This window comes from Nocardioides jiangxiensis (genome assembly GCF_030580915.1).
Classification (GTDB): domain Bacteria; phylum Actinomycetota; class Actinomycetes; order Propionibacteriales; family Nocardioidaceae; genus Nocardioides; species Nocardioides jiangxiensis.
On sequence record NZ_JAUQTA010000002.1, the window covers coordinates 676531 to 699846 of the forward strand.

The window sequence follows — 23316 nt, forward strand, 5'->3', positions numbered from 1 at the left end:
CCGGCTCAGCACGAAGGCACACAGCCATGATCTATCTCGAGACTCCCAAGAAGCACCGCGCGCTGATCGACCAGGTCCACCAGGTCGCGATGAACATGCTGCGCCCGGTCTCCCGCAAGTACGACCTCGCCGAGCACGAGTACCCCAAGGAACTCGACATGCTCGCCGCGCTGGCGGACGGCCTCAACGAGTCGGGTACGTCGGAGGGTGCCGGCGCGACCGGCGTCCGCCGCAGCTCCGGCGACGACACGTCCAACAAGAACGGCTCCAACATGGCGTCGGCGCTCTCGGTCGCCGAGATGTGCTGGGGCGACACCGGCCTGACGCTCGCCATGCCGCGTCAGGGCCTGGGCAACTCCGCCATCGCCTCCGTCGCCACGGACGCGCAGCTGGAGAAGTTCAAGGGCACCTGGGCCTCCATGGCGATCACCGAGCCGTCGTTCGGCTCGGACTCGTCCGCGATCACCACGACCGCGAAGAAGGACGGCGACGCCTACATCATCAACGGCGAGAAGATCTTCGTGACCTCGGGCGAGCGGTCGGACTCGATCGTCGTCTGGGCGACGCTCGACAAGTCGCTGGGCAAGGCCGCGATCAAGTCCTTCGTCGTCACCAAGGACATGCCGGGCGTGAAGGTCGAGCGCCTCGAGCACAAGCTCGGCATCCGTGCCTCCGACACGGCGGTCATCACGTTCACCGACGTCCGGGTCCCGGCGGAGAACCTCCTCGGTTCGCCGGAGATCAACGTCCAGGAGGGCTTCGCCGGTGCGATGGCCACCTTCGACAACACCCGTCCGCTCGTGGCCGCCATGGCCGTCGGCTGCGCGCGTGCGTCGCTGGACCTGACCCGCGACCTGCTCGAGCAGGCCGGCATCGAGATCGACTACGACAAGCCGGCGCAGCTCCAGTCCGCCGCCGCGGCGAAGTTCCTCCAGCTCGAGGCCGACTGGGAGGCAGCCCAGCTGCTCACGCTGCAGGCCGCCTGGATGGCGGACAACAAGAAGCCGAACTCGCTCGAGGCCTCGATGTCGAAGGCCAAGGCCGGTCGTGTCGGCTCCGACGTCACCCTGTCGTGCGTCGAGCTCTGCGCGGGCGTCGGCTACTCGGAGTCCGAGCTGCTCGAGAAGTGGGCGCGTGACTCCAAGATCCTCGACATCTTCGAGGGCACGCAGCAGATCCAGCAGCTCATCGTGGCGCGCCGGGTGCTCGGTCTCTCGAGTGCGGAGCTCAAGTGACCCACGCCCTCGCGTGATCCTGCGCTGCGCGGTCAGGCCGGCCCGTTCCCTCCGGGGAGCGGGCCGGTCCTGCTTTCCGGGCCGCCTCGGGACGTGGTCAGGCGCGGAGGAAGCGGGGCTCGCGCCAGTGCCGGCTCGCGTACGCAGCCGCCACCGCCGCCATCGACGGCTGCACCAGGTCCTCCGGCACCAGCGCGATCGCCGAGCCGCCGAACCCGCCGCCGGTCATCCGGGCGCCGAGCGCGCCGTGGTCGAGGGCAGCCTGCACAGCGACGTCGAGCTGGTCGCAGGAGACGGCGAAGTCGTCGCGCAGTGACTCGTGGCTCGACGTCATCAGGGCGCCGACCTCTGCCCAGTCGCCGGCTGCGACGGCCTGGACGAGTTCCTCCACGCGCCGGTTCTCGGTGACGACGTGGCGGGCCAGGGGGAGCCACGCGTCGGGAACGGCGGCGAGGGCGGGCTCCTCGACCTGGCGCAGCGAGGGCACCCCGAGGGCTGCCGCGGCCTCGTCGCACGCGGAGCGCCGGGCGGCGTACTGGCCGTCGGCCAGGGCGTGCGGCGCGCAGGTGTCGATGACGAGGAGGGCGAGCCCCGGGGGCGCCCAGGTCACCGGCGTCCGCGTGCCGTCGGCGAAGTCGAGGAGGAGCGCCTCACCAGGCGTCGCGAAGAGGGCCACCGTCTGGTCCATCCCACCGGTCGGCGCGCCGGCGCGCTCGTGTTCCGCACGGATGGTGGCACGCAGCATCACCTCGGGGTCGATCGGTCCGACCAGGGCCCCGATCGCCATCGCCACCGAGCAGGAGAGGGCTGCGGAGGAGGAGAGCCCGGCGCCCACGGGCACGGACGAGGCGATCGCCATGTCGATGCCCGGCACGTCGATGCCCTCCTCGCGCAGTGCCCACACCACGCCCGCGGAGTACGCCGCCCAGCCGGTCGCGGTGGCCGGATCGCCGGTGTAGGTGCCGGTGGCGAGGGTGCTCACTGCCCGCACCTGGTCGTCGGTGCGCGGAGCGACCACGGTGTACGTCGCGTGGGGGAGGGCGAGCGGAAGGCAGAGGCCCTGGTTGTAGTCGGTGTGCTCGCCGACCAGGTTGACCCGGCCCGCCGCGCGTCCGGCCGCCATCGGAGAGGCACCGAGTGCGGACTGCAGCAGGTTGGCGGCGCGGCGGACGTGTTCGGCCGCGGTGCCGGGGTCGATCAGGTGCATGTCTGCCACCTTGGCAGAAAGGAGCGGCGGAAACGCGGAGCGGCCCGTCACCGTTTCGGGTGACGGGCCGCACGCTCGACCGGTCGGGTCAGCAGGTGTGGGTGCCCTTGCGGTTGGCGACGACCTTGCCGTCCTTCACGATCAGGGTGCGAGCCTTCTTGCCCTTCGGGCCGACGCACGCGTTGACCGTCCCGCCCTCGGACGAGACGACGTCCACGGAGAACTTCGGGGTCTGGCCGGCGAACCGCGTGACGTAGCGGGTGGCGTTGCGCAGCCCGCGCCCGGCGGCGACTGCCTGCAGGTCCGTGAGGTCCTCGCCCGAGTTGGCGGCTGCCTCCTGGCGGGCGCCGAAGTAGTCGGCGACGGTCAGCGAGTCGGCGTCCTCGACGAGCTCTCCCTTGGTGCCGAGGCCGACGGTGTCGACGAACTCGAGCTTCTTCTGCTGCTCCGGCGACAGCTTGCCCTTGATGTCCTCGAACAGGGAGTTGCCCAGCTCGCCGGCCTTGCCCTTGGCCTGGTCCGCGGCCTTGGAAGCGGCGTCCTTGGCGGCGTCGACGCCCTTCGAGGCGACCGAGGAGGCAGCGTCGGAGGCCTTGGCCTTGGCCTGGTCGGCGGCGTCCTTCACGGCGTCGCCACAGGCGGCGAGCGAGCCCGCGAGGGCGACGGTGGCGACGGCAGCCGCGATGCGCTTGGTCTGCATGGTGTGTCCTTCCGGTTGGTTGTCCCCGAGAGGGGAAGGGTGAGAGGGACGCTGCCACGGATAGCGTGTACCCGTGCATCCCGTCTCAGATACTCAGACTCTCCAGGTCCTGCCTGCTGACGCGATCCCGGTCGTGGTCTCCGCCACACGTGCGGAGGCAGCGCATGTCCCGAGCGGGGTCGAGATCGTCGTGACGGGCCTGGGCAAGACCGCCGCGGCGACCGCCACGGCCCGGGCACTGGCGCGGCGGGAGCTCGGGCGCGTGGTGCTCCTCAACATCGGCACCGCGGGCGCCCTGCGGGACGGAGTCGTGGGCCTGCACGAGCCGGGCGTCGTGATCAACCACGACATCAACGCCGACGCGATCCGGGCCCTCGGCTACGACCCGCAGGAGCGTCTCGTGCTCGACGCGTCGCGCCCCGCGGTGCTGGCCACCGGCGACGTCTTCGTGACCGATCCGCTCGTGCGTGACCGGCTCGCGCAGCAGGCGCACCTGGTCGACATGGAGGGCTACGCCGTGGCGTACGCGGCGGCGCAGTTCGGCGTACCGCTGCGGATGGCCAAGCACGTCTCCGACAACGCCGACGAGTCGGCCCACGACTGGCCGGCGATGGTCGAGCTCTCGGCCCGCGCGCTGGGCGCCTGGGTCAGCGCGGTCCTCGGCTGATCACCGACGCCTGCCGCGCTTGGCGGTCCCCTTCGCTCCACCCTTCGTGCTGCGTCGGGCACCTGCTCCGCCGCGCCCGGCCTGACCGGACGAAGCGTTCTTCTGCGCAGACGCCTTCTTCGCGGGCTGCTTCGGCCTGGCGGCCGCCTTCTTCTTCGGCGTGGGCGGCGTGGGGGTGCCCCGTGAGCTGTCGGCCGTGCGTCCCCGCACGATCCCGATGAAGGTATCGATGCGCGGGTCCTCGTCCTCGCGGCGCCAGGCGATGCCGACGGGATGCAGCGGACCGTCGGTGAGCTCGCGGGCCACCACGTCCTTGCGGTGGTGGAGGCGGGCGACGGACATCGGCAGGACGGCGACGCCGCCCGCGCCCGACGACACGACCTCGACCGCGTCCTTGGCAGACATGGAGGGGTAGGGGAGGCGCTCGACGGTCGCGACCTCGGCCCAGCCCGGGAGGTCGGCCGGATCGGTGACCAGCTGGTGCCCGGCGAGGTCGCCGATGGTGAGCTGCTCCTCGAGGCTGAGGTCGTCCTCGACGGAGAGGACGGCGACCGACACCTCCTCGTAGAGCGGGATCACGTGGAGCCCGTCGCGGTCGACGGGCAGCCGGACGAAGGAGATCGATGCGGTGCCGTCGGTGAGCACCGCGCGCTGCTGGCCCGTCGCGACCATGCGCAGCTCCAGCGGTGCGTCGGGGTAGCGCTCACGCCACCGCTTCGACCACTTGTCGGGGGAGACGCCGGCGACGAAGGCGACGGCGAGCGGTCCGATGGGCTCCTGCATGCGGTCAGGTTAGTGGGGTGGCGGGCGCGGAAACGGACTCCGGACGCCGTGTGACGTGGGAGGCATGGGGCCGATGTGCATTCGGCCCGTGAGTACTGCTACGGTTTCACCACTCGCGCGGGTGGCGGAATAGGCAGACGCGCTAGCTTGAGGTGCTAGTCCACGTATAGTGGGTGGGGGTTCAAGTCCCCCCTCGCGCACGCGAGTCGAAGAAGGCCCGAGACATCGTTTCGGGCCTTCTTCACATTTCGCGACGCCGGCCCGGCCGAACCGGCGACGTCGGCACGACCGGAGCCGTGGCGGTCCGGCCGTCAGCGGGTGAGCAGGTCGTCCATCACACGTGCGACCAGGACGGCGACCTCCTCGGGCGCGGCCTCGGCGAGCGTCTCGAGGGAGCCGGTCGACCGGCTCGCGAGGATCCCGGCGAGGGCAGCCACCGCCAGCTCGGCACGGAGCCGCGCGTCGGGCGCGCCGGCCCCGGCTGCCTTGGCCGCTGCCGGCTCCACCAGGCGGGTGGTCAGGGTGCCCAGTGCGGCGTCCTGGACCTCGTCGTTGTCGTGGCGGCGCAGTGCGGCGTGCAGGGCCGGGGTGGGGCCGCCCTGCTGGAGACGCTCCAGGACTCCGGCGAGCCTCGTCGGGTCCGTGATGTCGATGGGGGCCTGGCCTGCTGCCGACCCCGCCGGGCGGAGGGACTCGACGTACAGGGCGGCCTTGCTGCCGAAGTAGCGGGCGATCAGCGCCGGGTCGGCGTCCGCGGCACGGCCGATGTCACGCACGGTCGCGTTGTCGTAGCCGTGCTCCGAGAAGAGCGTGCGGGCTGCGTCGAGGAGGCGCGCGCGGGTCTCGGCCGCATCGCGCGTCCGGCGCGCACCGCTCACCGGTCGGCTCCCGCGCGACGTGGCGCCGCAGGCACCTCGGCCGGTTCGAACCCGACCACACCGGCGATGGCGGCGTCGGCGTTCTCCTCGATGAGCAGCTGGTCCACCTCGGGCGTCGTCGACCGCTCGACGAGCTGCACACCCACGACGACCGCGGCAGTCAGGACACAGAGGCCGACCGCGACCCAGGCGCCGACCGTGAAGCCCCGGTCCGTGGGGAAGGGGCTGGCGCCCGTGGTGTGGGCGGTCAGCACGGTGGCGGAGAGTGCGCTGCCCACCGAGTAGCCGATCTGCCGCAGCACCTGGTTCATCGCGAGGGCGCTGCTGGTCTGCGACGCCGGCACGGCGCCGACGATCATCCGGGGCATGACGGCGAAGGAGCAGCCGACGCCGAGGCCGCCGAGGCCCATCACCACGAGGATCTGCCAGAGGTGGCCGCGCTCGGTGATGAAGAAGAGCAGGGCCGCGGTGAAGGCGAGCATGCCCAGGCACAGGATGTACGCCGGCCCCATGCGGCGTCCGAGGGCGGCCGAGAGCCGGCTGGAGAAGTAGCTCATGGCCGAGAGCGGGATCAGCACGAGGCTGCCGACGAGGACCGACTCGCCCAGGCCGTAGCCGGTGGAGGTCGGCGTCTGCACGAAGCGGATCACCATGGACATCAGCATGTACATGCCGACGCCCGCGAAGAGACCGGCGAGGTTGGACGTCGTGACCGTGGCGTCGCGCATCAGGCGCAGGTCGACGAGGGGAGCGGTGGCCCGGAGCTGGTGCCAGGTCCACAGCGCGAGGGCGGCGATCGCGGCGGCAGCCATGCCGAGGATCCGGCCGGAGCCCCAGCCCCATTCCTCGCCCATGCTGATCGCGAGCAGCATCGCGCCCAGGCCGACGGCCAGGAGCACGGAGCCGACGAGGTCGAAGCGCTCGGACGGGTGGTGCTGGCTGGTCGGCACGACGAGCAGCGCGAGGGCGATCGCGACGAGGCCGAGCACTGCGGCGAACCAGAAGGCGTAGCGGTAGCTCACGTTGTCCGCGATCGCGCCGGTGATGGGGTAGCCGAGGCCGACGCCGACCACGGTCGTGACCGAGAGGGTCGCCATCGTGGAGCGCGCACGCGCGGGGGAGAGGTGGTCGCGCGCGATGCCCATGACCAGCGGGAGGAGGGAGAGCCCCACGCCCTGGAGGGCCCGGCCGAGGAGGAGGAGGGCGAAGACGTCGGTCGGGAGGCCGGCGAGCATGCTGCCGACGGTCATCGCTGCCAGGACCGCGACCAGGATGTGCAGCCGGCGCGGGCCGTCGGCGAGGCGGCCGACCATCGGCACCGACACGGCTCCGACGAGGAGCGCGACGGTGAGGGTCCACTGGGCCGTGCCCAGCGAGACCCCGTAGTCACCGGCGATCGTCGGGACGAGGGGCGCGCCGAGGCTGCTGATCATCGCGATGAGCAGTCCGATGTAGACGAGCGCGGGGACGAGTGCGCGTCCCTGCCAGGTGCTCTCGTCCACGTGGGTCGATGTTCCGGGGCCTCCGTCGGTCACGCCGTCCTCCTTGTCAACACGCGATGTCATCACTTGTAGACTAACACTGACGACGTGTCGCCGCACTGTGGCGTCGGTCAAGTCCGCGAGGATGAGGTGTGGCACGGAGACGACGCAGCAGCACGACCCGTGCGCGCACCGAGCGGCCGTTGCCGCTCGTCGGGCCGGGGGAGCGGCTCTGGATCCTCGATGTGCCCTACGGGACGGCAGTCGACGGGGCGAGCTGGCACCCTGCGGTGAAGATGCACGTGTACGTCGGCCGGACGCTGCCGCAGCACCTCGCGGCGTACCACCCGAGGGCGCACACCCTCGGCCGGTTCCTGGAGAACCTCCACAACGACACTCCCTCACCCGTCGACCCGCCGGTCGAGGAGTTCGAGCCGCGGCAGATCCAGTACGAGGGCTCCGACGCGATCGCCAAGCGCGCCGCGGCGGGTGGTCGCCTCTTCCTCCTCGCCGACGAACCGGGTGTCGGCAAGACCGTCACCGCGGTGCTCGGTGCCGTCGCCGCGGCCGAGCTGCGGGGCGGCTCGCGGATCCTGGTGGTGGCGGACCGCCCCGCCGCCATCACGATCGGCCACTGGTGCCGCACCATCGACGCCCTCGGGGACGCCGGGATGGAGTGGGTGGTCACCACGTGGGACCGTCTCGAGAAGGTCGCCGCCTTTCCGTGGGACGTCGTGATCGCCGACGAGGCCCACGCCCTGCGGCGTACGACGACCAAGCGGTGGAAGCACTGGGTGAAGGTCTCGGGCCTCGCGAAGGCGCACGACCGGGCGCCGTTCGTCATCGCGACGACGGCGACGCCGGGACACACGCCGCTCGAGCTGCCCTACCTCGCGCCGGGCTACGCGCAGGTCCACGACGAGCCGATGACCGCCTGGCACCGGGCGACGGCTCCGGGCGAGGCGTTCGCCGACGCGCTGGAGCGCCATGGAGTCGGTGTGGAGTCCGGCCGCTACGGAGCCACCTGGACCAGCGACCCCGAGCGCCGCCGCAGCGACCTCGAGCTCGTGCGCGGCTGGCTCGCCGCTGCGGAGCCGCCCGCGATGCTCCACCGGGCCGCGCCGTGGGGGCCGGTGCCGATCTCCGGGCTGCCGGTCGAGCTCGCTCCCGCGGAGCGGTCTGCCTACGAGGCAGGGTGGGGCGAGTTCTGTCGGGAGATGGACCTCGCGCGCCGCGGCCGCAACTCCGCCCAGGGCCGTGCCGCGCTTCTCCGCTTCCGCCAGAAGGCCGGCCTGATCCGCGTCGACTCGACGGTCGCGTGGATCGGACAGCAGGTCGAGGCAGGTCGCCAGGTCGCCTGCTCGGTGGAGTTCGTGGAGACCGCCGCCGACCCGATCGTCGAGAGGCTGCGCGACAGCGGGCTCGAGGTCGCCTGCATCTACGGCCGCGACCGCTTCGACACCGAGGCCGAGCGGCTGCGCTTCCAGACCGGTGAGGCGAAGGTCTGTGTCTTCACCACGGTCGCGAGCATCAGCCTGCACGCGGGGGAGTCGCTGCCGGACGGGTCGTCCGCCAGTACCGACCCGCGGGTCGGGCTCTTCCACCAGGCGCGCTTCTCGGGGATCGCCGGTCGGCAGGTCACGGGCCGCACGCACCGCGACCACCAGGTCTCGCCGTGGCACATCGCCTGGGCGGAGGGCACGGTCGAGGAGCAGGTCGGCCGTGCGATGGTCGAGCGGATCGCCGCAGCCTCCGACACCGTCGGGGGCGACACCGCGGGCCTCGCCGAGGTCGCCGCCCTCCTCGGCGCCGACTGGCTGCCCGCGACGTCGCTCACGGAGTGAGCCGCTCTCACTGGTCAGGCGGATGCACGGCGGATCCGTCGTACGCCGTAGGATCGTGGCCCGTGAAGACGTTCGAGGAGCTCTGGGCCGAGCTCGAGGAGAAGGCCCAGACCCGTCCTGAGGGATCCGGCACCGTCAAGCAGCTCGACGCCGGCGTCCATGCGATCGGCAAGAAGCTGATCGAGGAGGCCGCCGAGTCCTGGATGGCCGCCCGGTTCGAGGGCAAGGAAGCCACGGCGCTCGAGATCAGCCAGCTGCTGTACCACGCCCAGGTCCTCATGCTCGCGAGCGGACTGACGCTCGACGACGTCTACGCACACCTCTGAGAGGTACCCCCACATGCTGCGCATCGCTGTCCCCAACAAGGGCGCCCTGTCCGAGGCCGCCTCCGAGATCCTCAAGGAGTCGGGCTACCGCCAGCGCACCGGCGCGAAGGAGCTCGCGCTCGTCGACGCCGACAACGGCGTGGAGTTCTTCTACCTCCGTCCGCGTGACATCGCGCTCTACGTCGCCGACGGCACGCTCGACGTCGGCATCACCGGCCGCGACCTCCTGCAGGACTCCGGCGCGAAGGCCGACGAGGTCCGCAGCCTCGGCTTCGGTCGGTCGAAGTTCCACTTCGCCGGCCCGGCCGGGACGTACAGCGAGCTCGCCGAGCTCGAGGGCAAGCGGATCGCCACGTCGTACGTCGGTGTGGTCGAGACGTTCCTCGCGGCCAAGGGCATCAACGCCACCGTGGTGCACCTCGACGGTGCAGTCGAGACGTCGATCCAGCTCGGCGTCGCCGACGTCATCGCCGACGTGGTCGAGACCGGGTCGACGCTCAAGGCTGCCGGCCTGGCGACCTTCGGCGAGGTCATCCTCGAGTCCGAGGCCGTCCTGATCACGCGCCAGGGCGCGGAGAAGGGCGAGGACTACGACGTCTTCCTGCGCCGCCTCGAGGGCGTCCTCGTCGCCCGCAGCTACGTGATGATGGACTACGACATCCGTGCCGACCAGGTCGAGGCCGCGACGGCCCTGACTCCGGGCCTGGAGTCGCCGACCGTCTCCCCGCTGCACCGCGAGGGCTGGGTCGCCGTCCGCGCGATGGTCCCGCGCAAGGGTGCGCAGAAGCTCATGGACGAGCTCTACGGCATCGGCGCACGCGCCATCCTGCTCACCGACATCCACGCCTGCCGGCTCTGATGTCCGAGGTCGCACTGCCGAAGACCTGGCGCCCGTTCGGGGTGCGGGCTGCGGGTGGCATCTTCGGCCTGGCGCTCGTCGTGATCCTCGTGGCGGCCTGGATCTCCTTTCCCGACTCGGTGAAGGAGCAGTTCACCCTCTGGCAGCGGATCACCACGGTTCTCCTCTTCGGCGGTTTCCTGGCCGTCGAGTGGGGGCTCATGCGGTGTCGCGTCACCGCGACCACGTCGGGCCTGACGGTGGTCAACGGCTACAAGGTGCGCCAGCTCGAGTGGGCCCAGATCGTGGCCGCCCGGATGCCGGCCGGCGCGCCGTGGCTCAGCCTGGACCTCGATGACGGCACGACCTGCGCCGTCATGGCGATCCAGGGTTCCGACGGGCTGCGCGCCCGGCGGGCGTACGCCGACCTGAAGTCGCTGATCGGCTGATCGCCGAGTCGGAGCCCCGCTGACCGCCGGGGCGCCGGGTCAGACCGCCCGGATGCCCCAGACCGCCGAGAAGGTGTCCTCGGGCTCGATCGTGACCAGGTCCTCACCGGTGCGGAAGGCGTTGGCATTGGCGGTCATCGGCTCGACGGCGAGCGAGCGCCGGTCGTGGCCGGCCACGTCGTCGCCGCTGTAGAGCTGCAGCCAGCGGTGCTGCTCGTCGACCCACAGCAGGACGGCACGGTCGGCGCGGAGCACGACCTCGGCGCGTCCGTCGCGACCGCGGCGCAGGTCCGTGAACGCGTCGTTGAAGACCGTGCCCTTCACGGGGCGCCAGACCTGGAAGTCGACGTCGGTGCCCTCCACGGACTCGCGTCCGGTCGGCAGCAGGCGGACCGGGTCCGCCAGTCCCCGCGTGGCGGCCGGCAGCAACAGCTCGCAGGTATCGAGCGGCGCGCCGACCGTCAGGTAGGGGTGCGCGCCCGAGGCGTACGGCGCGGGGGAGTCGCTCAGGTTCGTCGCGCTCTGGGTGACGGTGAGACCGTCCGCGCTGACGTCGTACTGGACGTGGAGGTCGAGCAGCCACGGGTAGCCGGTCTGCGCCATCAGGCGGTAGGTCAGCGCGACGCTCGATGCGGTGTGCTCGAGCACGGACCAGGCAGCCCACCGGGCCAGGCCGTGCGAGGCGTTGCTGCGCTTCGGCTCCGTCAGCGCGAGCTGCTGCTGGACGCCGGCGAACTCGTAGCGGCCGTCCTCGATCCGGTTGGGCCACGGCATGAGCAGCTGGCCGCGGCCCATCGAGGCCATCGCGTCCTCGGCGAACCCGTCGACGAGGTCCTCGCCGTCATGGGTGAGGACGCGCAGGGCGGCCCCGCTCTCGGTGATGACGGCGCGGTAGCCACCGGCGCTGATCTCGAACTGTTCTCCGGACGGGCTGAGCATGGCCTTCACCCTAGGGCGATGTCGGCCCGTTCCCTGGTCGCGTCCACGGCGTAGTGGGCGGCCTCGTCCTGCTGCCACGCCACCAGCCGGGCGCGGTACGCCGCGGCGTCGGCTGCCGCGCTCGCGTGGCGTGCCACGTCCCGCGCGAGGGACCGGTCGAGGCGGTCCGGTGGTCCGTCCAGCCAGACCAGCAGTGTCACCAGGTCGGCGACCTGCCGGTGGCCGGCCCCGACACCCTCGAGGACGAGCAGCTCGACCGGATCCTGCTCACGCAGCCCGCCGGGGGAGTCGGTCGCCCAGTCCCACGTGTGCCAGGTCGAGCGCCGGCCCTCGGCGAGCGGCGTGAGCAGCCCGTGCAGGTCGTCGCCGAGGGAGGCGAGGCCGTGCCATCCGGCGTACACGTCGTCGAGGTGGAGCGTGGCGACGTCGAGGTGCCGGGGAGCTGCGGCCTCGATCGCGGCGGCGAGCGTGGTCTTGCCGGCGCCACTCGGCCCGTCGACCGCGACCACGCGCCCGGCCCCGAGCGTGGGCCGTCGTGCCAGGGCGTGTTCGAGGATCTCCCGGGCGGTCGCGTGGCTCATGCTCCCCGAGAGTAGGGCCTGCACGGACCGACACGGTGATGCGTCATCTTCCCTCGCGCCGCGCTCGGCGCCCGGTCGGTGATGTGTCCACGTGTCGGTTCGCGCATGCCGGCGCATGCCGGCGACCTCGAGCGGGAGGCCTAGGCTGGGCGCATGGTCAACACCCAGCGGTTCGAGGGCGCGAAGCTCATCCAGGCGAACTTCCCGGATGACGACGGCACGCAGTCGCCCGAGCTGGCCGCTGCCCTGACGACGTACGCCGCAGGCGGGGCCTACGGCTACGTCGACGTGGTGCGCGCCCTCCAGCCGAGCCGCCTGCTGGTGCCGGTCGTGGCGCTGCTCGGCGAGGTCGAGTACGACGAGAACGGCCTGGCGCACGACAAGTCCTCCGACATGGCCACGGTCCTGATCCAGAACGCCGCGGGCGAGAAGGCGCTGCTCGCGTTCACCAGTACCGACACCCTGCAGGCGTGGAACGCCGAAGCGCGGCCGGTGCCGGCGCCGGCTCACGTGGCTGCTTCCTCGGCGCTCCAGGAGGAGGCGACCACGCTCCTGGTCGACGTGGCGGGGCCGGTGCCGTTCCCGCTGAGCGGTGCGGACCTGCAGGGCGTCGCCGCGGGCTGGGAGCTGGTGAAGGTCGGCGAGGAGTGGGCGTGGGCGGCGCCGGCCGACGACCTCGACGACGACACCGGCTCCGTCGATTCGTGATCCGGGCCTCGACCCGTTAGTCTTGCTCTCGACCGATCTGCATCTGCGTGCTCGCACGACGAGGCGGATCCACCAAGCGGAGGCCCAGGCTTCCCACCCGCATCGACCGACACAGGTCGTCGGGTCCGGTCCTCACAACTCCAGCCGTGCGACGTACGACGGGAGCTGTGACGAGATGTGTGCATCCGTGCACCACATCCGATGACTGGCCTTCGCTTGCGAGCGGAGGCCTTTTTTCATCCTCCGGGTCCACCCAGCAGACAAAGTCACCAGGAGGACACATCAGCACCGAGCTGCGCATCAACGACCGGATCCGGGTTCCCGAGGTCCGCCTCGTTGGACCCAATGGCGAGACGGTCGGCATCGTTCCCACGAACGAGGCACTGAAGCTCGCTCAGGAGGCTGACCTCGACCTCGTCGAGATCGCCCCGCAGGGCAAGCCCCCCGTCTGCAAGCTCATGGACTACGGGAAGTTCAAGTACGAGAACGCCCAGAAGGCCCGTGACGCCCGTCGCAACCAGACGAACGTGATCATCAAGGAGATGAAGCTTCGTCCGAAGATCGACGGCCATGACTACGAGACGAAGAAGGGCCACGTTGTCCGCTTCCTCAAGGCCGGCGACAAGGTCAAGATCACGATCATGTTCCGCGGCCGCGAGCAGCACCGTCCCGAGCTCGGCTACCGCCTGCTGCAGAAGCTGGCGGAGGACGTGCAGGAGCTGGGCTTCGTCGAGTCCAACCCGAAGCAGGACGGCCGCAACATGATCATGGTGCTCGGCCCGAACAAGAAGAAGGCCGAGGCCAAGGTGGACGTCGAGGCGGAGAAGGCTGAGAAGATCGCCGCCCGCGACGCCGACAAGGCCGCCGAGCAGGCGTCGCGTGAGGCCACCAAGCCCACCGAGCCCAAGGTGAAGAAGGCCAAGCGCGCCAACGAGGCGCTCGACCCCGACATCGACCTCTGACGAGATCCCCCTCGTCACGCGAACAGTAAGAGATAGAGAGCAAAGAGATGCCGAAGAACAAGACGCACTCCGGTGCCAGCAAGCGCTTCAAGGTCACCGGCTCGGGCAAGATCCTGCGCGAGAAGGCTGGCAAGCGTCACAACCTCGAGAAGAAGGCCTCCAAGGTCACCCGCCGCATGACCGGCACCGTCGAGCTGGCCAAGGCTGACAACGCTCGCGCCAAGAAGCTTCTGGGTCTCTGACCTTCCCTTCCCCTCAACTTCCCGCAGCCTGAGCAGGCGGCGGGGCTAGCACCAAGGAGTACGACATGGCACGCGTCAAGCGCGCAGTGAACGCCGCCAAGAAGCGCCGCGTTACCCTCGAGCGGGCCTCCGGCTACCGCGGTCAGCGTTCGCGCCTCTACCGCAAGGCCAAGGAGCAGGTCACCCACTCGCTGGTCTACAGCTACAACGACCGCCGCAAGAAGAAGGGCGAGTTCCGCAAGCTCTGGATCCAGCGCATCAACGCGGCCGCTCGTGCCGAGGGCATGACCTACAACCGCTTCATCCAGGGCCTCGGCCTCGCGGGTGTCGAGGTCGACCGCAAGATCCTCGCCGACCTGGCCGTCAACGACGCCGCCACCTTCTCGGCGCTCGTCGCCCAGGCGAAGGCCGCTCTCCCGGCCGACGTCAACGCTCCGGCCAACGCCTGAGCCTGACGCTCCACTGAGCACCTGACGTGGCGAGCTTCCGCACCTCTTCGGAGGGTCCCCTGACACACGGCAACAGCCGGGTCAAGGAGGCGCGGAAGCTCGCCCGTCGCTCATTTCGCAGCACTGCAGGGCTCTTCCTCGCGGACGGGCCCAAGGCCGTCGAGGGCGCGCTGACCGTCGATGGCTGCGTCGTCGAGGTCTTCGCGACGCCGGCCGCGGCCGAGCAGCACGCCGGTCTCCTCGGCGCCACGCAGGTCACGCTCGTCGACGACCGTGCCCTCGCCTCGCTCTCGGACTCCGTGTCGCCCGCCGGTCTGGTCGGCGTCTGCCGCTTCCTCGACCGTCCGCTCGCGGAGGTGCTGGCCCCGCGGCCGCGCCTCGTCGTGATCTGCGCCGACGTCCGCGACCCGGGCAACGCCGGCACCGTCATCCGGTGTGCCGACGCCGCGGGAGCCGATGCCGTGGTCCTGGCCGGAGACGCCGTCGACCTGTACAACCCCAAGACGATCCGCGCCTCGGTCGGCTCCGTCTTCCACCTGCCGGTCGCCCTCGAGCGCGACCCGGTCGCGGCCGTGCGGGCCGCGCAGGCCGCGGGCCTCGGCGTACTGGCGGCGGACATGGACGGACGCGACCTCTTCGCGGCCGACGACCTGCTCGCCCGGCCGACCGCATGGCTGATGGGCAACGAGGCCTGGGGTCTGCCTGACGCCCTGCGCGAGGCCGCCGACGAGGTCGTGAGCATCCCGATCTACGGCGGCGCCGAGAGCCTCAACCTGGCGACGGCGGCAGCCGTCTGCCTCTACGCCTCGGCGCGCGCCCAGCGCTGAGGCGGCCTCAGCCGACCTTCCCGCGGGGAAGGGCCGTGACGAACGCCGTCTCGTCAAGCGCCTCGGCGTACCGCCCGGCCATCACGACGGCGTTGACGATCTCGTCCTGCGCGTCGCGCAGGGCCTCCGCCGTGGGGTAGTCCTCGTCGGGCAGCTCGAGGCTGACGCCGAACACGATCTCGTCGCCTCCGGTGCGGACGACGACCTCGTTCTGCTCCTCGAAGCCGAGCACGGCTACGTCGGCGTCGATCCGGCGGCACTGGTCCCACTGCGGGCTGCGGCCCGTGCACAGGTCGCCGACGGTGGTCTCCTGCAGGGTCGCGGTGCCGTCGAACCCCGTGCCGTCGCGCTTCCAGTAGAGGGTGACGGTGCGGTCGCGGGCGACCCTCCAGTGGTCCGGCTTCTCGTCCCGGACGACCGGCAGGTAAAGGCTCGACGAGCGCATGCCGCCGCGACCCTCCAGCGCCCTGACGAGGGCTGGGTCGGGGCCGTCCGCGCCACAGGAGACGAGCAGCGGCGCGAGGACGGCGAGTGCGACGGCGGCGACGACGGTCGAGCGTGACATGGCACCAGCCTGCACCCGAGCAGCCCGATCGGGCGGGACCCCAGCATCCGGGGGCGATCCGTCCTCGTTGTCAGTGGTCTCTGCGAGTCTGTCGTGCATGACCACTGAGTCCTTCTCCCCGGTGCCTGGCCCCGCTGATCCGCGCCGGTGGCGGGCCCTCGGCGTGCTCGGCCTGATCCAGTTCATGCTGATCCTCGACGTCACCGTGGTGAACGTCGCGCTGCCCCAGATCAAGATCGACCTCGACATGTCGGAGTCCAGCCTGGCCTGGGTCGTGGAGGCCTACGTCCTGGCGGCGGGAGGCCTCCTCCTGCTCGGCGGTCGCCTGGCCGACCTGATCGGGCGACGGGTCACCTTCCTCGCCGGTGTCGCCCTCTTCGGCGTCGCCTCGGCGACGTGCGGCTTCGCGCAGTCCGGGCTGATGATGGACGTCTCGCGCTTCGTGCAGGGCATGGGCGAGGCGCTCGCCGCACCGGCGTCGCTCGGCATCATCGCGGTCCTCTTCCACGACCCGAAGGAGCGCATCAAGGCGCTCGGCATCTTCGGTGGCCTCGCCGGTCTCGGCGGCACCTCGGGCACCGTGATCTCCGGCTTCATCACCCACGTCGACTGGCGGTGGATCTTCTTCATCAACGTGCCGGTCGCGATCGCCGCACTCCTGCTCGTGCCGCGCCTGGTCGACGAGAGCCGGTCGCCGAAGGCCCACCGTCCTGACTTCCTCGGCGCGGTCCTCGGCACGTCCGGTCTGCTCGCCGTCGTCTACGGCCTGCTCCGGGCAGCCGACCACGACTGGACCGAGACCGGGGTCGTCGCCGCGATCGCCGGCGGCCTGGTCCTGGTCGCGCTGATGGTGCTGGTCGAGGCACGGTCGAGCGACCCGCTCATCCCGCTCTCGTTCTTCCAGAACCGCACGCGCGTCACGACCAACATCGTCACGCTCTTCTTCTCGACCGCGTTCTTCTCCTACTTCTTCCTGCTCACGCTGGTGGAGCAGCAGATCCTCGGGTGGAGCTCGATCAAGTGCGGCCTGTCCTACCTCCCGTTCGGCATCTGCATCGGCGCCGGCATCGGCATCGGCACGGGGCTGATGCCGAGGGTGGGCGTCAAGGCCCTCCTCGCCACGGGCTTCGCGCTCGACGCCGTCGGCATGTCGCTGGCCACGCTGATCGGGTCGGGCGACTCCTACGTGGGGCACATCCTGCCCGGCATGGTGCTCCTGGCGCTCGGCTCCGGTCTCAGCTTCCCCGCCATCGGCAACGCCTCGCTCCACCAGGTCACCGCCGAGGACTCCTCGCTCGCCTCGGGCGTCCAGCAGGCGATCCAGCAGATCGGCGGAGCGCTCGGCCTCGCCACGCTGGCGAGCATCGCGGTGAAGCACGCTGCCAGCAACCCGCTGCCCAACCATCTCCCGGATCTCGCCGGCGGCTCGGTCATCGCCTACTGGGTCGGCGCGGTGTCGCTGGCCATTGGTGGCCTGCTGGTGGTCGCCTTCATGGAGTACGTCGACCCCGTGCCGAAGATGCCGGGGGCGGAGATCGCGCCGGAGCCCGAGCCGGCCTGAGTGCCGCGTCGCCTCCGTCCACGCTCCGGCCCACTAGGGTCGGAGCGTGGACCTGATCGACAGCCTTCCTGACGGCGTGGTCGTCCTCGACGCTGCTGGCACCGTCGAGGCGATCAATGCCGAGGCGGCGCGGATGCTCGGGGTGGACCAGGCGTCGTCGGTGGGGCAGGCGGCTGGGGTCGTGCTGTGTCTGCAGGACACCGAGGGGCGTGACTGGCTGGAGCACAACCGGCCGTGGCAGGGCCTCTCCTCACGCACCGGCATCCCCGAGCAGTCGTGGCTGCTGCCCAACGGGTCCGAGGTGCTCGTCGTCGCCCGGATCGTCCGGGGGAGCGCCGGCGTCCAGCGGGTGGCGGTCTCCCTCCGTTCCGGCAGGGGCCGGGCTCGTCTGGACCGCGAGCGGTCCGACCTGGTGGCCACGGTCGCCCATGAGCTGCGCTCGCCGCTCACCGGTGTGAAGGGATTCGTCCAGGCCCTGCTCAACCGCTGGGACCACCTCAACGACGAGCAGAAGAAGCTGATGCTCTCGACCGTGCACAGCGACTCCGACCGGCTCAGCCGCCTCATCGCCGAGCTCCTCGACGTCGCCCGCATCGACACCGGGCGGCTGCAGCTCTACCCCCGTCCGTCGGACGCAGGCATGCTGGCCGCGCGCGTGGTCGACTCGGTCTCGCAGAGCACCGCACGCACGGTCGTGCTCGACATCGAGCGTGGTCTTCCTCCGGTGCAGGCGGACCCGGACAAGTTCGTCCAGGTCGTCACCAACCTCGTCGAGAACGCCGTACGGCACGGGGAGGGCACGGTCCTCGTCACCGTCGGCGCGGGCCGGATCGCCGAGGCGCCGGCGGTGGTCGTGGGGGTCCAGGACGAGGGCGCCGGCATCGCCGAGGAGATCCGCCGCCGGGTGTTCACCAAGTTCTGGAAACACGGCACCTCGGGCGGGTCGGGGCTGGGCATGTACCTCGTCAACGGCCTGGTGCGCGCACACGGCGGCCAGGTCGAGATCGGCAGTGCGCCGGGCGGCGGGGCCCTGGTCTCCGTCCTCTGGCCGGCATCGACGGCCTAGCCGGCGCCCGGTGGTGTCCCACATGCGACCACCTTCGCGAGCGAGCGGTCCCGAGCACGGCGGAGATGGTTCGACGGTCCCACAGCAGCCGCCCGGGCACAACGGACGGCGGCGCCTTCCCTAGACTTGGCCGGTATTTCCCCACACCCGTCCGGAAGGCAGTCATGTCGGGCCCGAACACCGAGTACGACCCCGTCGAGGTCACCCCGCTGCAGGCTGCAGAGGTGGAGGCGATGCGCGATGCCGCGATCGCCGCGATCGCCGCCGCGAAGGACCTCGAAGAGCTCAAGCAGGTCCGCCTGGACCACGCGGGCGACCGGTCGCCCCTCGCCCTCGCCAACCGCGAGATCGGCGCGCTGCCGCCGCAGGCCCGCAAGGAGGCCGGTGCCCGCGTCGGCCAGGCCCGCGGTGCGGTCAACAAGGCGCTGGGCGAGCGCACGGTCGTGCTCGAGGCCGAGCACGAGGAGCGGATGCTGGTCGAGGAGACCGTCGACGTCACCTTGCCGACCGCGCGTCGCGCACCCGGCACCCGTCACCCGATCACCACGCTCTCCGAGCGGATCGCCGACGTCTTCGTCGCGATGGGCTGGGAGGTCGCCGAGGGCCCGCAGGTCGAGGCCGAGTGGCTCAACTTCGACGCGCTGAACCTCGGTGCCGACCACCCGGCGCGCACCATGCAGGACACCTTCTGGCTGCAGCCCGCCGACGCGGCGCTCGTGCTGCGCACGCACACCTCGCCGGTGCAGGCGCGCACGATGCTGACCCGTCAGCCCCCGATCTACGTGGTCTGCCCGGGCCGGGTCTACCGGACCGACGAGATCGATGCGACGCACTCGCCGGTGTTCCACCAGGTGGAGGGCCTCGTCGTCGACAAGGGCATCACCATGGCGCACCTCAAGGGCGCGCTCGACCACTTCGCCGCGGCGATGTTCGGCGAGGGCATCTCGACGCGCTTCCGCCCGTCGTACTTCCCGTTCACCGAGCCGTCCGCCGAGGTCGACCTGGTCTGCTTCGTGTGCCGCAACGGTGAGGTCAGCGACCCCGCGGAGTGCCGCACGTGCCGTGGCGAGGGATGGATCGAATGGGGCGGCTGCGGCGTCGTGAACCCGAAGGTGCTCGTGGCCTGCGGCATCGACCCCGACGTCTACACCGGTTTCGCCTTCGGCATGGGCATCGACCGCACGCTCATGTTCCGCCACAACGTCGAGGACCTCCGCGACGTGTTCGAGGGCGACGTCCGCTTCGCTGCACCCTTTGGAGTCGAGATCTGATGAAGGCCCCCGTTTCCTGGATCAAGGAGTACGTCGAGCTGCCGGAGGACCTCTCCGTCGACGCGCTCGCTGCTCGCCTCACCGCCCTCGGCCTCAAGCTCGAGGCGCTGCACACGCCGGCTGACGCCATCACCGGCCCGCTCGTCGTCGGCAAGGTGCTGACCATCGAGAAGGAGCCGCAGAAGAACGGCAAGGTCATCAACTGGTGCACCGTCGACGTCGCCGACGCCAACGGCACGGGCGAGCCGCAGGGGATCATCTGCGGCGCCCACAACTTCGTCGAGGGCGACCTCGTCGTCGTCTCGCTGCCGGGTGCGGTGCTGCCCGGTGGCTTCGCGATCTCCGAGCGCAAGACCTACGGCCACCTGTCGGCGGGCATGATCTGCTCGCGTGCCGAGCTCGGCCTCGGTGACGACGGTGGCCACGGCATCATCGTGCTCCCCGCAGACTCGGCCAAGCCGGGCGAGGAGGCCATGCCGCTGCTCGGCATGGACGACGCCGTCATCGAGTTCGAGATCAACCCCGACCGGGCCTACGCGCTCTCGCTGCGCGGCGTCGCCCGCGAGGCAGCACTCGGCTTCGACGCGCCGTTCGCGGACCCGGCTGCGCGCGAGGTGCCGGCGGCCAACGGCGAGGGCCACCCGGTGGTCGTCGAGGACGAGACCGGCTGCCCGGTCTTCGTCGCGCGCACCGTCAGCGGCTTCGACCCCGCCCGCCCCACGCCCGACTGGATGAAGCTCCGCCTCGAGCAGTGCGGCATGCGCTCCATCTCCCTGGCCGTCGACATCTCCAACTACGTGATGCTCGAGCTCGGGCAGCCCAACCACTGCTACGACGCTGCGAAGGTCGCCGGTCCGATCCGGGTCCGCCGTGCGACGGCGGGGGAGAAGATCACCACCCTCGACGACGTCTCCCGGACGCTGGACCCTGCCGACCTCGTGATCGCCGACGACAACGGTGCCATCGGCATCGCCGGCGTCATGGGCGGCGCCTCGACCGAGGTGTCCGAGACCACCACCGACATCATCGTCGAGGCTGCGCACTTCGACCCGGTGACGGTCTTCCGCTCGCAGAAGCGCCACAAGCTCGGCTCCGAGGCGTCCAAGCGCTTCGAGCGCGGCGTCGACCCCGAGCTGCCGCAGGCTGCTGCCGACCGTGTCGTCGAGCTGCTGGTGACGCTCGGCGGCGCCACCGTCGGCGCCGGCGTGACCGTCGTCGGCGAGGCGCCGGCCCGTCGCGTGGTCACGGCGTCCACTGAGCTTCCGGCGCGGATCACCGGCATGGAGATCCCGGCGGCCACCACGGTCGCGCACCTGAGGGCGATCGGTGCCGAGGTGACCGTCGACGGGGACACCCTCACGGCCGTCGTTCCCTCGTGGCGCCCGGACATCAGCCAGCCGTTCGACCTGGTCGAGGAGGTCGCGCGCATCGTCGGCTACGAGGACGTCCCGTCCGTCCTTCCGTCGGCGCCGGCGGGCCGCGGCCTCACCGAGCTGCAGCGCCTGCGCCGTCGCGTGGGCCGCGTCGTCGCGGGCGCCGGATTCAACGAGGTGATCTCCTACCCGTTCACCTCCGAGACCGACTACGACGCCCTCGGCCTGCCCGCCGACGACGAGCGTCGTCGTTCGCTGCGCATGGAGAACCCGCTCAACGCCGAGCAGCCGCTGCTCGCCACGACCCTGCTCCCGGGCGTGCTCCACACGCTGGCTCGCAACGTCGGTCGCGGCAACGCCGACGCAGCGATCTTCGAGACCGCGCTCGTCTTCCTGCCGACCGGCGACGAGAAGGCGCCGATCCTCGGCACCGACCGTCGACCGACGCCCGAGGAGTGGGCGGCCATCGAGAAGGCCGTGCCGGCCCAGCCGCAGCACCTCGCCCTCGCCCTCACCGGCGCCCGTGAGGCCGACGGCTGGTGGGGCGCGGGTCGCGCCGCCGGATGGTCGGACGCGATCGCGGCGGTCCGCGAGCTCGCCGGCGCGCTCGGCGTGGCCCTCGACGTCGAGGCTGCTGCCGTCGCGCCGTGGCACCCGGGCCGGTGTGCGGCCCTCTCCGTCGGCGGTGCGGTCATCGGCCACGCCGGTGAGCTGCACCCGAAGGTCTGCAAGGCCTACGGCCTGCCGGCGCGCTCCGCGGCTGCCGAGCTGGACCTCGACGTTCTCCTGCAGCACGCGACCTCCCCGACGGCGCCGCGGTTCTCGTCGTACCCGGTGGCCAAGGAGGACGTCGCACTGGTCGTCGATGCCACCGTGCCGTCCGCTGCCGTCGAGGCGGCGCTGCGGGAGGGCGCCGGTGAGCTGCTCGAGTCGATCCGTCTCTTCGACGTCTTCACCGGCGAGCAGGTAGGCGAGGGCAAGAAGTCGCTGGCGTTCGCGCTGCGGTTCCGGGCAGCCGACCGCACGCTCGCCGAGGGCGAGTCGGGCGCCGCCCGCGACGCCGCGGTCGCCCTCGCGGCGGAGCGCACGGGCGCGGTCCAGCGCTGAGCCTCACCGTCTGAGCCGCACCTTCTGGCGGCAGCCGGACAGGCGTGGCAGCCCCGCGGGGTCCTGCCACGCCTGTCCGGCTGCTCACCTCAGAGCTGCGCGCCGAGCCGCTCCAGCGCCGCGTCGAGAGTCTGCTCGACGACCAGGTCGCGCACTGTCTGCGCATCCATGAACTCCGCGTCCGCGAGCTGGTGGAGCATCGTCACCATCGGGGCCCAGAAGCCGCCGGGACTGAGCAGCCCGATCGGCTTGTCGTGCAGGCCGAGGGTCTTCCAGGTCCACACCTCGAAGAGCTCCTCGAGGGTGCCGAGGCCCCCGGGGAGCACCAGGAAGGCGTCGGCACGGACGCTCATCATCGCCTTGCGCTCGTGCATGGTGTCGACGACGTGCATCTCCACGCCGTCCTCGTGGAGCCGGGCCCACTCACGCTCGACCATGAAGCGCGGGATCACGCCGTAGACCCGGCCGCCGTGGTCGAGCACCCCCTGGGAGACCCGGCCCATCAGGCCCGCGCTGCCGCCGCCGTAGACGAGCTCGATGCCGCGCTCGCCGAGCGACCGGCCCACGTCGTAGGCCAGGTCCGCATGGGCGGGGTCGGAGCCGTCACGGGAGCCGAGGAAGATCGCGAGTCGTCGCAGCACGCGCCCCAACCTAGGAGTACGCCGATCCGCTAGCGTCGGCGCCATGCCGCTGTACGAGTTCGAGGGCAAGCGCCCGACCGTCCACCCCGAAGCCTTCATCGCCCCGACCGCCGTCCTCATCGGCGACGTGACCGTCGAGAAGGGGGCGAGCGTCTGGTACGGCGCGGTGCTCCGTGCGGACATCTGCTCGATCGTGGTCCGCGAGGGCGCCAACATCCAGGACAACTCGGTCGTGCACGGCGGTCCCGACGTGACCGTCGAGATCTGCAAGCACGCCGCGGTGGCGCACAGCGTCGTCTTCCACGGCGACTACCTCGGGGAGAAGTCGCTGGTCGGCAACGGCAGCGTCGTCCTCGACAACGCACGGATCGGTGCCGGCACGATGGTCGCGGCCGGCTCGGTCGTGGCGGCGGGCAAGGAGATCCCCGAGGGCGTGCTCGCACTGGGCAGCCCGTGCGAGGTGAAGAAGCCGATCGCCGGCACGGCCGCGGAGTTCTGGGTCGAGGTCAACGGTGCGTACTACGCCGAGCTCGCGGAGCGCCACGCAAAGGGCGTCGCGCGGGTCGAGGAATGACGCAACGGACCCCCGAACACATGTTCATGCAGAGGGATGTAT

Annotated in this window: 25 protein-coding genes and 1 tRNA gene; 17 read left to right on the forward strand and 9 right to left on the reverse strand. The window is 71.2% G+C overall.

Features of this window, described 5'->3' with window-relative positions:
• The first annotated feature begins 26 nt into the window (after nt 1-26).
• A complete protein-coding gene (locus Q5722_RS14735) occupies nt 27-1235 on the forward strand; it encodes an acyl-CoA dehydrogenase family protein (protein WP_305029020.1) in 1209 nt (402 codons plus the stop codon).
• Nucleotides 1236-1332: 97 nt separating this feature from the next.
• Here Q5722_RS14735 and Q5722_RS14740 read toward each other — a convergent pair whose 3' ends face one another.
• Together Q5722_RS14740 and Q5722_RS14745 are read right to left on the reverse strand one after the other, a co-directional pair.
• On the reverse strand, nt 1333-2442 hold the full coding sequence (locus Q5722_RS14740) for a galactokinase (protein ID WP_305029021.1): 1110 nt from the start codon (nt 2440-2442) through the stop codon (nt 1333-1335).
• 88 nt (nt 2443-2530) lie between these two features.
• Nucleotides 2531-3142 carry a hypothetical protein gene (locus Q5722_RS14745; RefSeq protein WP_305029022.1) on the reverse strand — a complete coding sequence of 204 codons (612 nt, stop codon included), beginning with the start codon at nt 3140-3142 and terminating at the stop codon, nt 2531-2533.
• Nucleotides 3143-3215: 73 nt separating this feature from the next.
• Between Q5722_RS14745 and Q5722_RS14750 the strand changes: the two genes are divergently transcribed.
• The gene (locus Q5722_RS14750; protein ID WP_305029023.1) at nt 3216-3809 is read left to right on the forward strand and encodes a nucleosidase; all 594 of its coding nucleotides are present in this window, start codon (nt 3216-3218) and stop codon (nt 3807-3809) included.
• Here the strand turns inward: Q5722_RS14750 and Q5722_RS14755 are convergent, their stop codons facing one another.
• A complete protein-coding gene (locus Q5722_RS14755) occupies nt 3810-4592 on the reverse strand; it encodes a LysR family substrate-binding domain-containing protein (RefSeq protein WP_305029024.1) in 783 nt (260 codons plus the stop codon).
• A gap of 115 nt (nt 4593-4707) precedes the next feature.
• Here Q5722_RS14755 and Q5722_RS14760 point away from each other — a divergent pair.
• Nucleotides 4708-4792: transfer RNA gene (locus tag Q5722_RS14760), tRNA-Leu, on the forward strand.
• 111 nt (nt 4793-4903) lie between these two features.
• On the opposite strand, the gene Q5722_RS14765 is transcribed toward Q5722_RS14760, so the two are convergent.
• On the reverse strand, nt 4904-5470 hold the full coding sequence (locus Q5722_RS14765; RefSeq protein ID WP_305029025.1) for a TetR/AcrR family transcriptional regulator: 567 nt from the start codon (nt 5468-5470) through the stop codon (nt 4904-4906).
• A complete protein-coding gene (locus Q5722_RS14770) occupies nt 5467-7035 on the reverse strand; it encodes an MFS transporter (RefSeq protein WP_305029026.1) in 1569 nt (522 codons plus the stop codon). The genes Q5722_RS14765 and Q5722_RS14770 overlap by 4 nt, the downstream gene beginning before the upstream one ends.
• Before the next feature lie 68 nt (nt 7036-7103).
• Between Q5722_RS14770 and Q5722_RS14775 the strand changes: the two genes are divergently transcribed.
• The 4 genes from Q5722_RS14775 (at nt 7104) to Q5722_RS14790 (ending at nt 10408) form a co-directional block, all read left to right on the forward strand.
• Nucleotides 7104-8795 (forward strand): DEAD/DEAH box helicase, encoded by a 1692-nt coding sequence (locus Q5722_RS14775; protein ID WP_305029027.1) that lies wholly within the window; start codon nt 7104-7106, stop codon nt 8793-8795.
• 62 nt (nt 8796-8857) lie between these two features.
• Nucleotides 8858-9121, forward strand: coding sequence for a phosphoribosyl-ATP diphosphatase (locus Q5722_RS14780; RefSeq protein WP_305029028.1), 264 nt, complete (start codon nt 8858-8860; stop codon nt 9119-9121).
• Between the two features lie 13 nt (nt 9122-9134).
• Nucleotides 9135-9980, forward strand: a complete 846-nt coding sequence (gene hisG / locus Q5722_RS14785) for an ATP phosphoribosyltransferase (protein WP_305029029.1) — start codon at nt 9135-9137, stop codon at nt 9978-9980.
• Nucleotides 9980-10408, forward strand: coding sequence for a PH domain-containing protein (locus tag Q5722_RS14790; protein ID WP_305029030.1), 429 nt, complete (start codon nt 9980-9982; stop codon nt 10406-10408). The genes hisG and Q5722_RS14790 overlap by 1 nt, the downstream gene beginning before the upstream one ends.
• 39 nt (nt 10409-10447) lie before the next feature.
• On the opposite strand, the gene Q5722_RS14795 is transcribed toward Q5722_RS14790, so the two are convergent.
• Both Q5722_RS14795 and Q5722_RS14800 read right to left on the reverse strand, forming a co-directional pair.
• Entirely contained in the window at nt 10448-11347 is a 900-nt protein-coding gene (locus Q5722_RS14795; RefSeq protein ID WP_305029031.1) for an aldose 1-epimerase family protein, read from the reverse strand.
• A gap of 5 nt (nt 11348-11352) precedes the next feature.
• Nucleotides 11353-11928, reverse strand: coding sequence for a uridine kinase family protein (locus Q5722_RS14800; RefSeq protein WP_305029032.1), 576 nt, complete (start codon nt 11926-11928; stop codon nt 11353-11355).
• A 153-nt stretch (nt 11929-12081) separates the two neighbouring features.
• Here Q5722_RS14800 and Q5722_RS14805 point away from each other — a divergent pair, with 153 nt between their 5' ends.
• The 5 genes from Q5722_RS14805 (at nt 12082) to Q5722_RS14825 (ending at nt 15116) form a co-directional block, all read left to right on the forward strand.
• Nucleotides 12082-12636, forward strand: a complete 555-nt coding sequence (locus Q5722_RS14805; RefSeq protein ID WP_305029033.1) for an SseB family protein — start codon at nt 12082-12084, stop codon at nt 12634-12636.
• Between the two features lie 179 nt (nt 12637-12815).
• Nucleotides 12816-13598, forward strand: coding sequence for a translation initiation factor IF-3 (gene infC / locus Q5722_RS14810; RefSeq protein WP_369415035.1), 783 nt, complete (start codon nt 12816-12818; stop codon nt 13596-13598).
• Between the two features lie 47 nt (nt 13599-13645).
• The gene (gene rpmI, locus Q5722_RS14815) at nt 13646-13840 is read left to right on the forward strand and encodes a 50S ribosomal protein L35 (RefSeq protein WP_107699752.1); all 195 of its coding nucleotides are present in this window, start codon (nt 13646-13648) and stop codon (nt 13838-13840) included.
• 65 nt (nt 13841-13905) lie between these two features.
• Nucleotides 13906-14289, forward strand: a complete 384-nt coding sequence (gene rplT, locus Q5722_RS14820) for a 50S ribosomal protein L20 (RefSeq protein ID WP_305029034.1) — start codon at nt 13906-13908, stop codon at nt 14287-14289.
• A gap of 26 nt (nt 14290-14315) precedes the next feature.
• Nucleotides 14316-15116, forward strand: coding sequence for a TrmH family RNA methyltransferase (locus Q5722_RS14825; RefSeq protein WP_305029035.1), 801 nt, complete (start codon nt 14316-14318; stop codon nt 15114-15116).
• Nucleotides 15117-15123: 7 nt separating this feature from the next.
• Here the strand turns inward: Q5722_RS14825 and Q5722_RS14830 are convergent, their stop codons facing one another.
• Nucleotides 15124-15681: a hypothetical protein gene (locus Q5722_RS14830; protein ID WP_305029036.1), complete on the reverse strand. Its 558-nt coding sequence runs from the start codon at nt 15679-15681 to the stop codon at nt 15124-15126.
• A gap of 97 nt (nt 15682-15778) precedes the next feature.
• Here Q5722_RS14830 and Q5722_RS14835 point away from each other — a divergent pair, with 97 nt between their 5' ends.
• From Q5722_RS14835 to pheT, 4 genes are all read left to right on the forward strand, one after another.
• Nucleotides 15779-17242, forward strand: coding sequence for an MFS transporter (locus Q5722_RS14835; protein ID WP_305029037.1), 1464 nt, complete (start codon nt 15779-15781; stop codon nt 17240-17242).
• Between the two features lie 46 nt (nt 17243-17288).
• Nucleotides 17289-18308 (forward strand): sensor histidine kinase, encoded by a 1020-nt coding sequence (locus Q5722_RS14840; protein ID WP_305029038.1) that lies wholly within the window; start codon nt 17289-17291, stop codon nt 18306-18308.
• 164 nt (nt 18309-18472) lie between these two features.
• Nucleotides 18473-19579 (forward strand): phenylalanine--tRNA ligase subunit alpha, encoded by a 1107-nt coding sequence (gene pheS / locus Q5722_RS14845; RefSeq protein WP_305029041.1) that lies wholly within the window; start codon nt 18473-18475, stop codon nt 19577-19579.
• The gene (gene pheT / locus Q5722_RS14850) at nt 19579-22059 is read left to right on the forward strand and encodes a phenylalanine--tRNA ligase subunit beta (RefSeq protein ID WP_305029042.1); all 2481 of its coding nucleotides are present in this window, start codon (nt 19579-19581) and stop codon (nt 22057-22059) included. The genes pheS and pheT overlap by 1 nt, the downstream gene beginning before the upstream one ends.
• Nucleotides 22060-22148: 89 nt before the next feature.
• Here pheT and Q5722_RS14855 read toward each other — a convergent pair whose 3' ends face one another.
• Nucleotides 22149-22700, reverse strand: coding sequence for an LOG family protein (locus tag Q5722_RS14855; protein ID WP_305029043.1), 552 nt, complete (start codon nt 22698-22700; stop codon nt 22149-22151).
• A 43-nt stretch (nt 22701-22743) separates the two neighbouring features.
• Here Q5722_RS14855 and Q5722_RS14860 point away from each other — a divergent pair, with 43 nt between their 5' ends.
• Nucleotides 22744-23274, forward strand: a complete 531-nt coding sequence (locus Q5722_RS14860; RefSeq protein WP_305029044.1) for a gamma carbonic anhydrase family protein — start codon at nt 22744-22746, stop codon at nt 23272-23274.
• Nucleotides 23275-23316: the final 42 nt, after the last annotated feature.

Bases quoted from the DNA above. Each gene is read 5' to 3' on its own strand.
- Q5722_RS14735 (WP_305029020.1), top strand. From the start codon at position 27: ATGATCTATCTCGAGACTCCCAAGAAGCACCGCGCGCTGATCGACCAG.
- Q5722_RS14740 (WP_305029021.1), bottom strand. From the start codon at position 2,442: ATGCACCTGATCGACCCCGGCACCGCGGCCGAACACGTCCGCCGCGCC.
- Q5722_RS14745 (WP_305029022.1), bottom strand. From the start codon at position 3,142: ATGCAGACCAAGCGCATCGCGGCTGCCGTCGCCACCGTCGCCCTCGCG.
- Q5722_RS14755 (WP_305029024.1), bottom strand. From the start codon at position 4,592: ATGCAGGAGCCCATCGGACCGCTCGCCGTCGCCTTCGTCGCCGGCGTC.
- Q5722_RS14770 (WP_305029026.1), bottom strand. From the start codon at position 7,035: ATGACATCGCGTGTTGACAAGGAGGACGGCGTGACCGACGGAGGCCCC.
- hisG (WP_305029029.1), top strand. From the start codon at position 9,135: ATGCTGCGCATCGCTGTCCCCAACAAGGGCGCCCTGTCCGAGGCCGCC.
- Q5722_RS14790 (WP_305029030.1), top strand. From the start codon at position 9,980: ATGTCCGAGGTCGCACTGCCGAAGACCTGGCGCCCGTTCGGGGTGCGG.
- Q5722_RS14795 (WP_305029031.1), bottom strand. From the start codon at position 11,347: ATGCTCAGCCCGTCCGGAGAACAGTTCGAGATCAGCGCCGGTGGCTAC.
- Q5722_RS14800 (WP_305029032.1), bottom strand. From the start codon at position 11,928: ATGAGCCACGCGACCGCCCGGGAGATCCTCGAACACGCCCTGGCACGA.
- Q5722_RS14805 (WP_305029033.1), top strand. From the start codon at position 12,082: ATGGTCAACACCCAGCGGTTCGAGGGCGCGAAGCTCATCCAGGCGAAC.
- rpmI (WP_107699752.1), top strand. From the start codon at position 13,646: ATGCCGAAGAACAAGACGCACTCCGGTGCCAGCAAGCGCTTCAAGGTC.
- rplT (WP_305029034.1), top strand. From the start codon at position 13,906: ATGGCACGCGTCAAGCGCGCAGTGAACGCCGCCAAGAAGCGCCGCGTT.
- Q5722_RS14830 (WP_305029036.1), bottom strand. From the start codon at position 15,681: ATGTCACGCTCGACCGTCGTCGCCGCCGTCGCACTCGCCGTCCTCGCG.
- Q5722_RS14835 (WP_305029037.1), top strand. From the start codon at position 15,779: ATGACCACTGAGTCCTTCTCCCCGGTGCCTGGCCCCGCTGATCCGCGC.
- pheS (WP_305029041.1), top strand. From the start codon at position 18,473: ATGTCGGGCCCGAACACCGAGTACGACCCCGTCGAGGTCACCCCGCTG.
- pheT (WP_305029042.1), top strand. From the start codon at position 19,579: ATGAAGGCCCCCGTTTCCTGGATCAAGGAGTACGTCGAGCTGCCGGAG.
- Q5722_RS14860 (WP_305029044.1), top strand. From the start codon at position 22,744: ATGCCGCTGTACGAGTTCGAGGGCAAGCGCCCGACCGTCCACCCCGAA.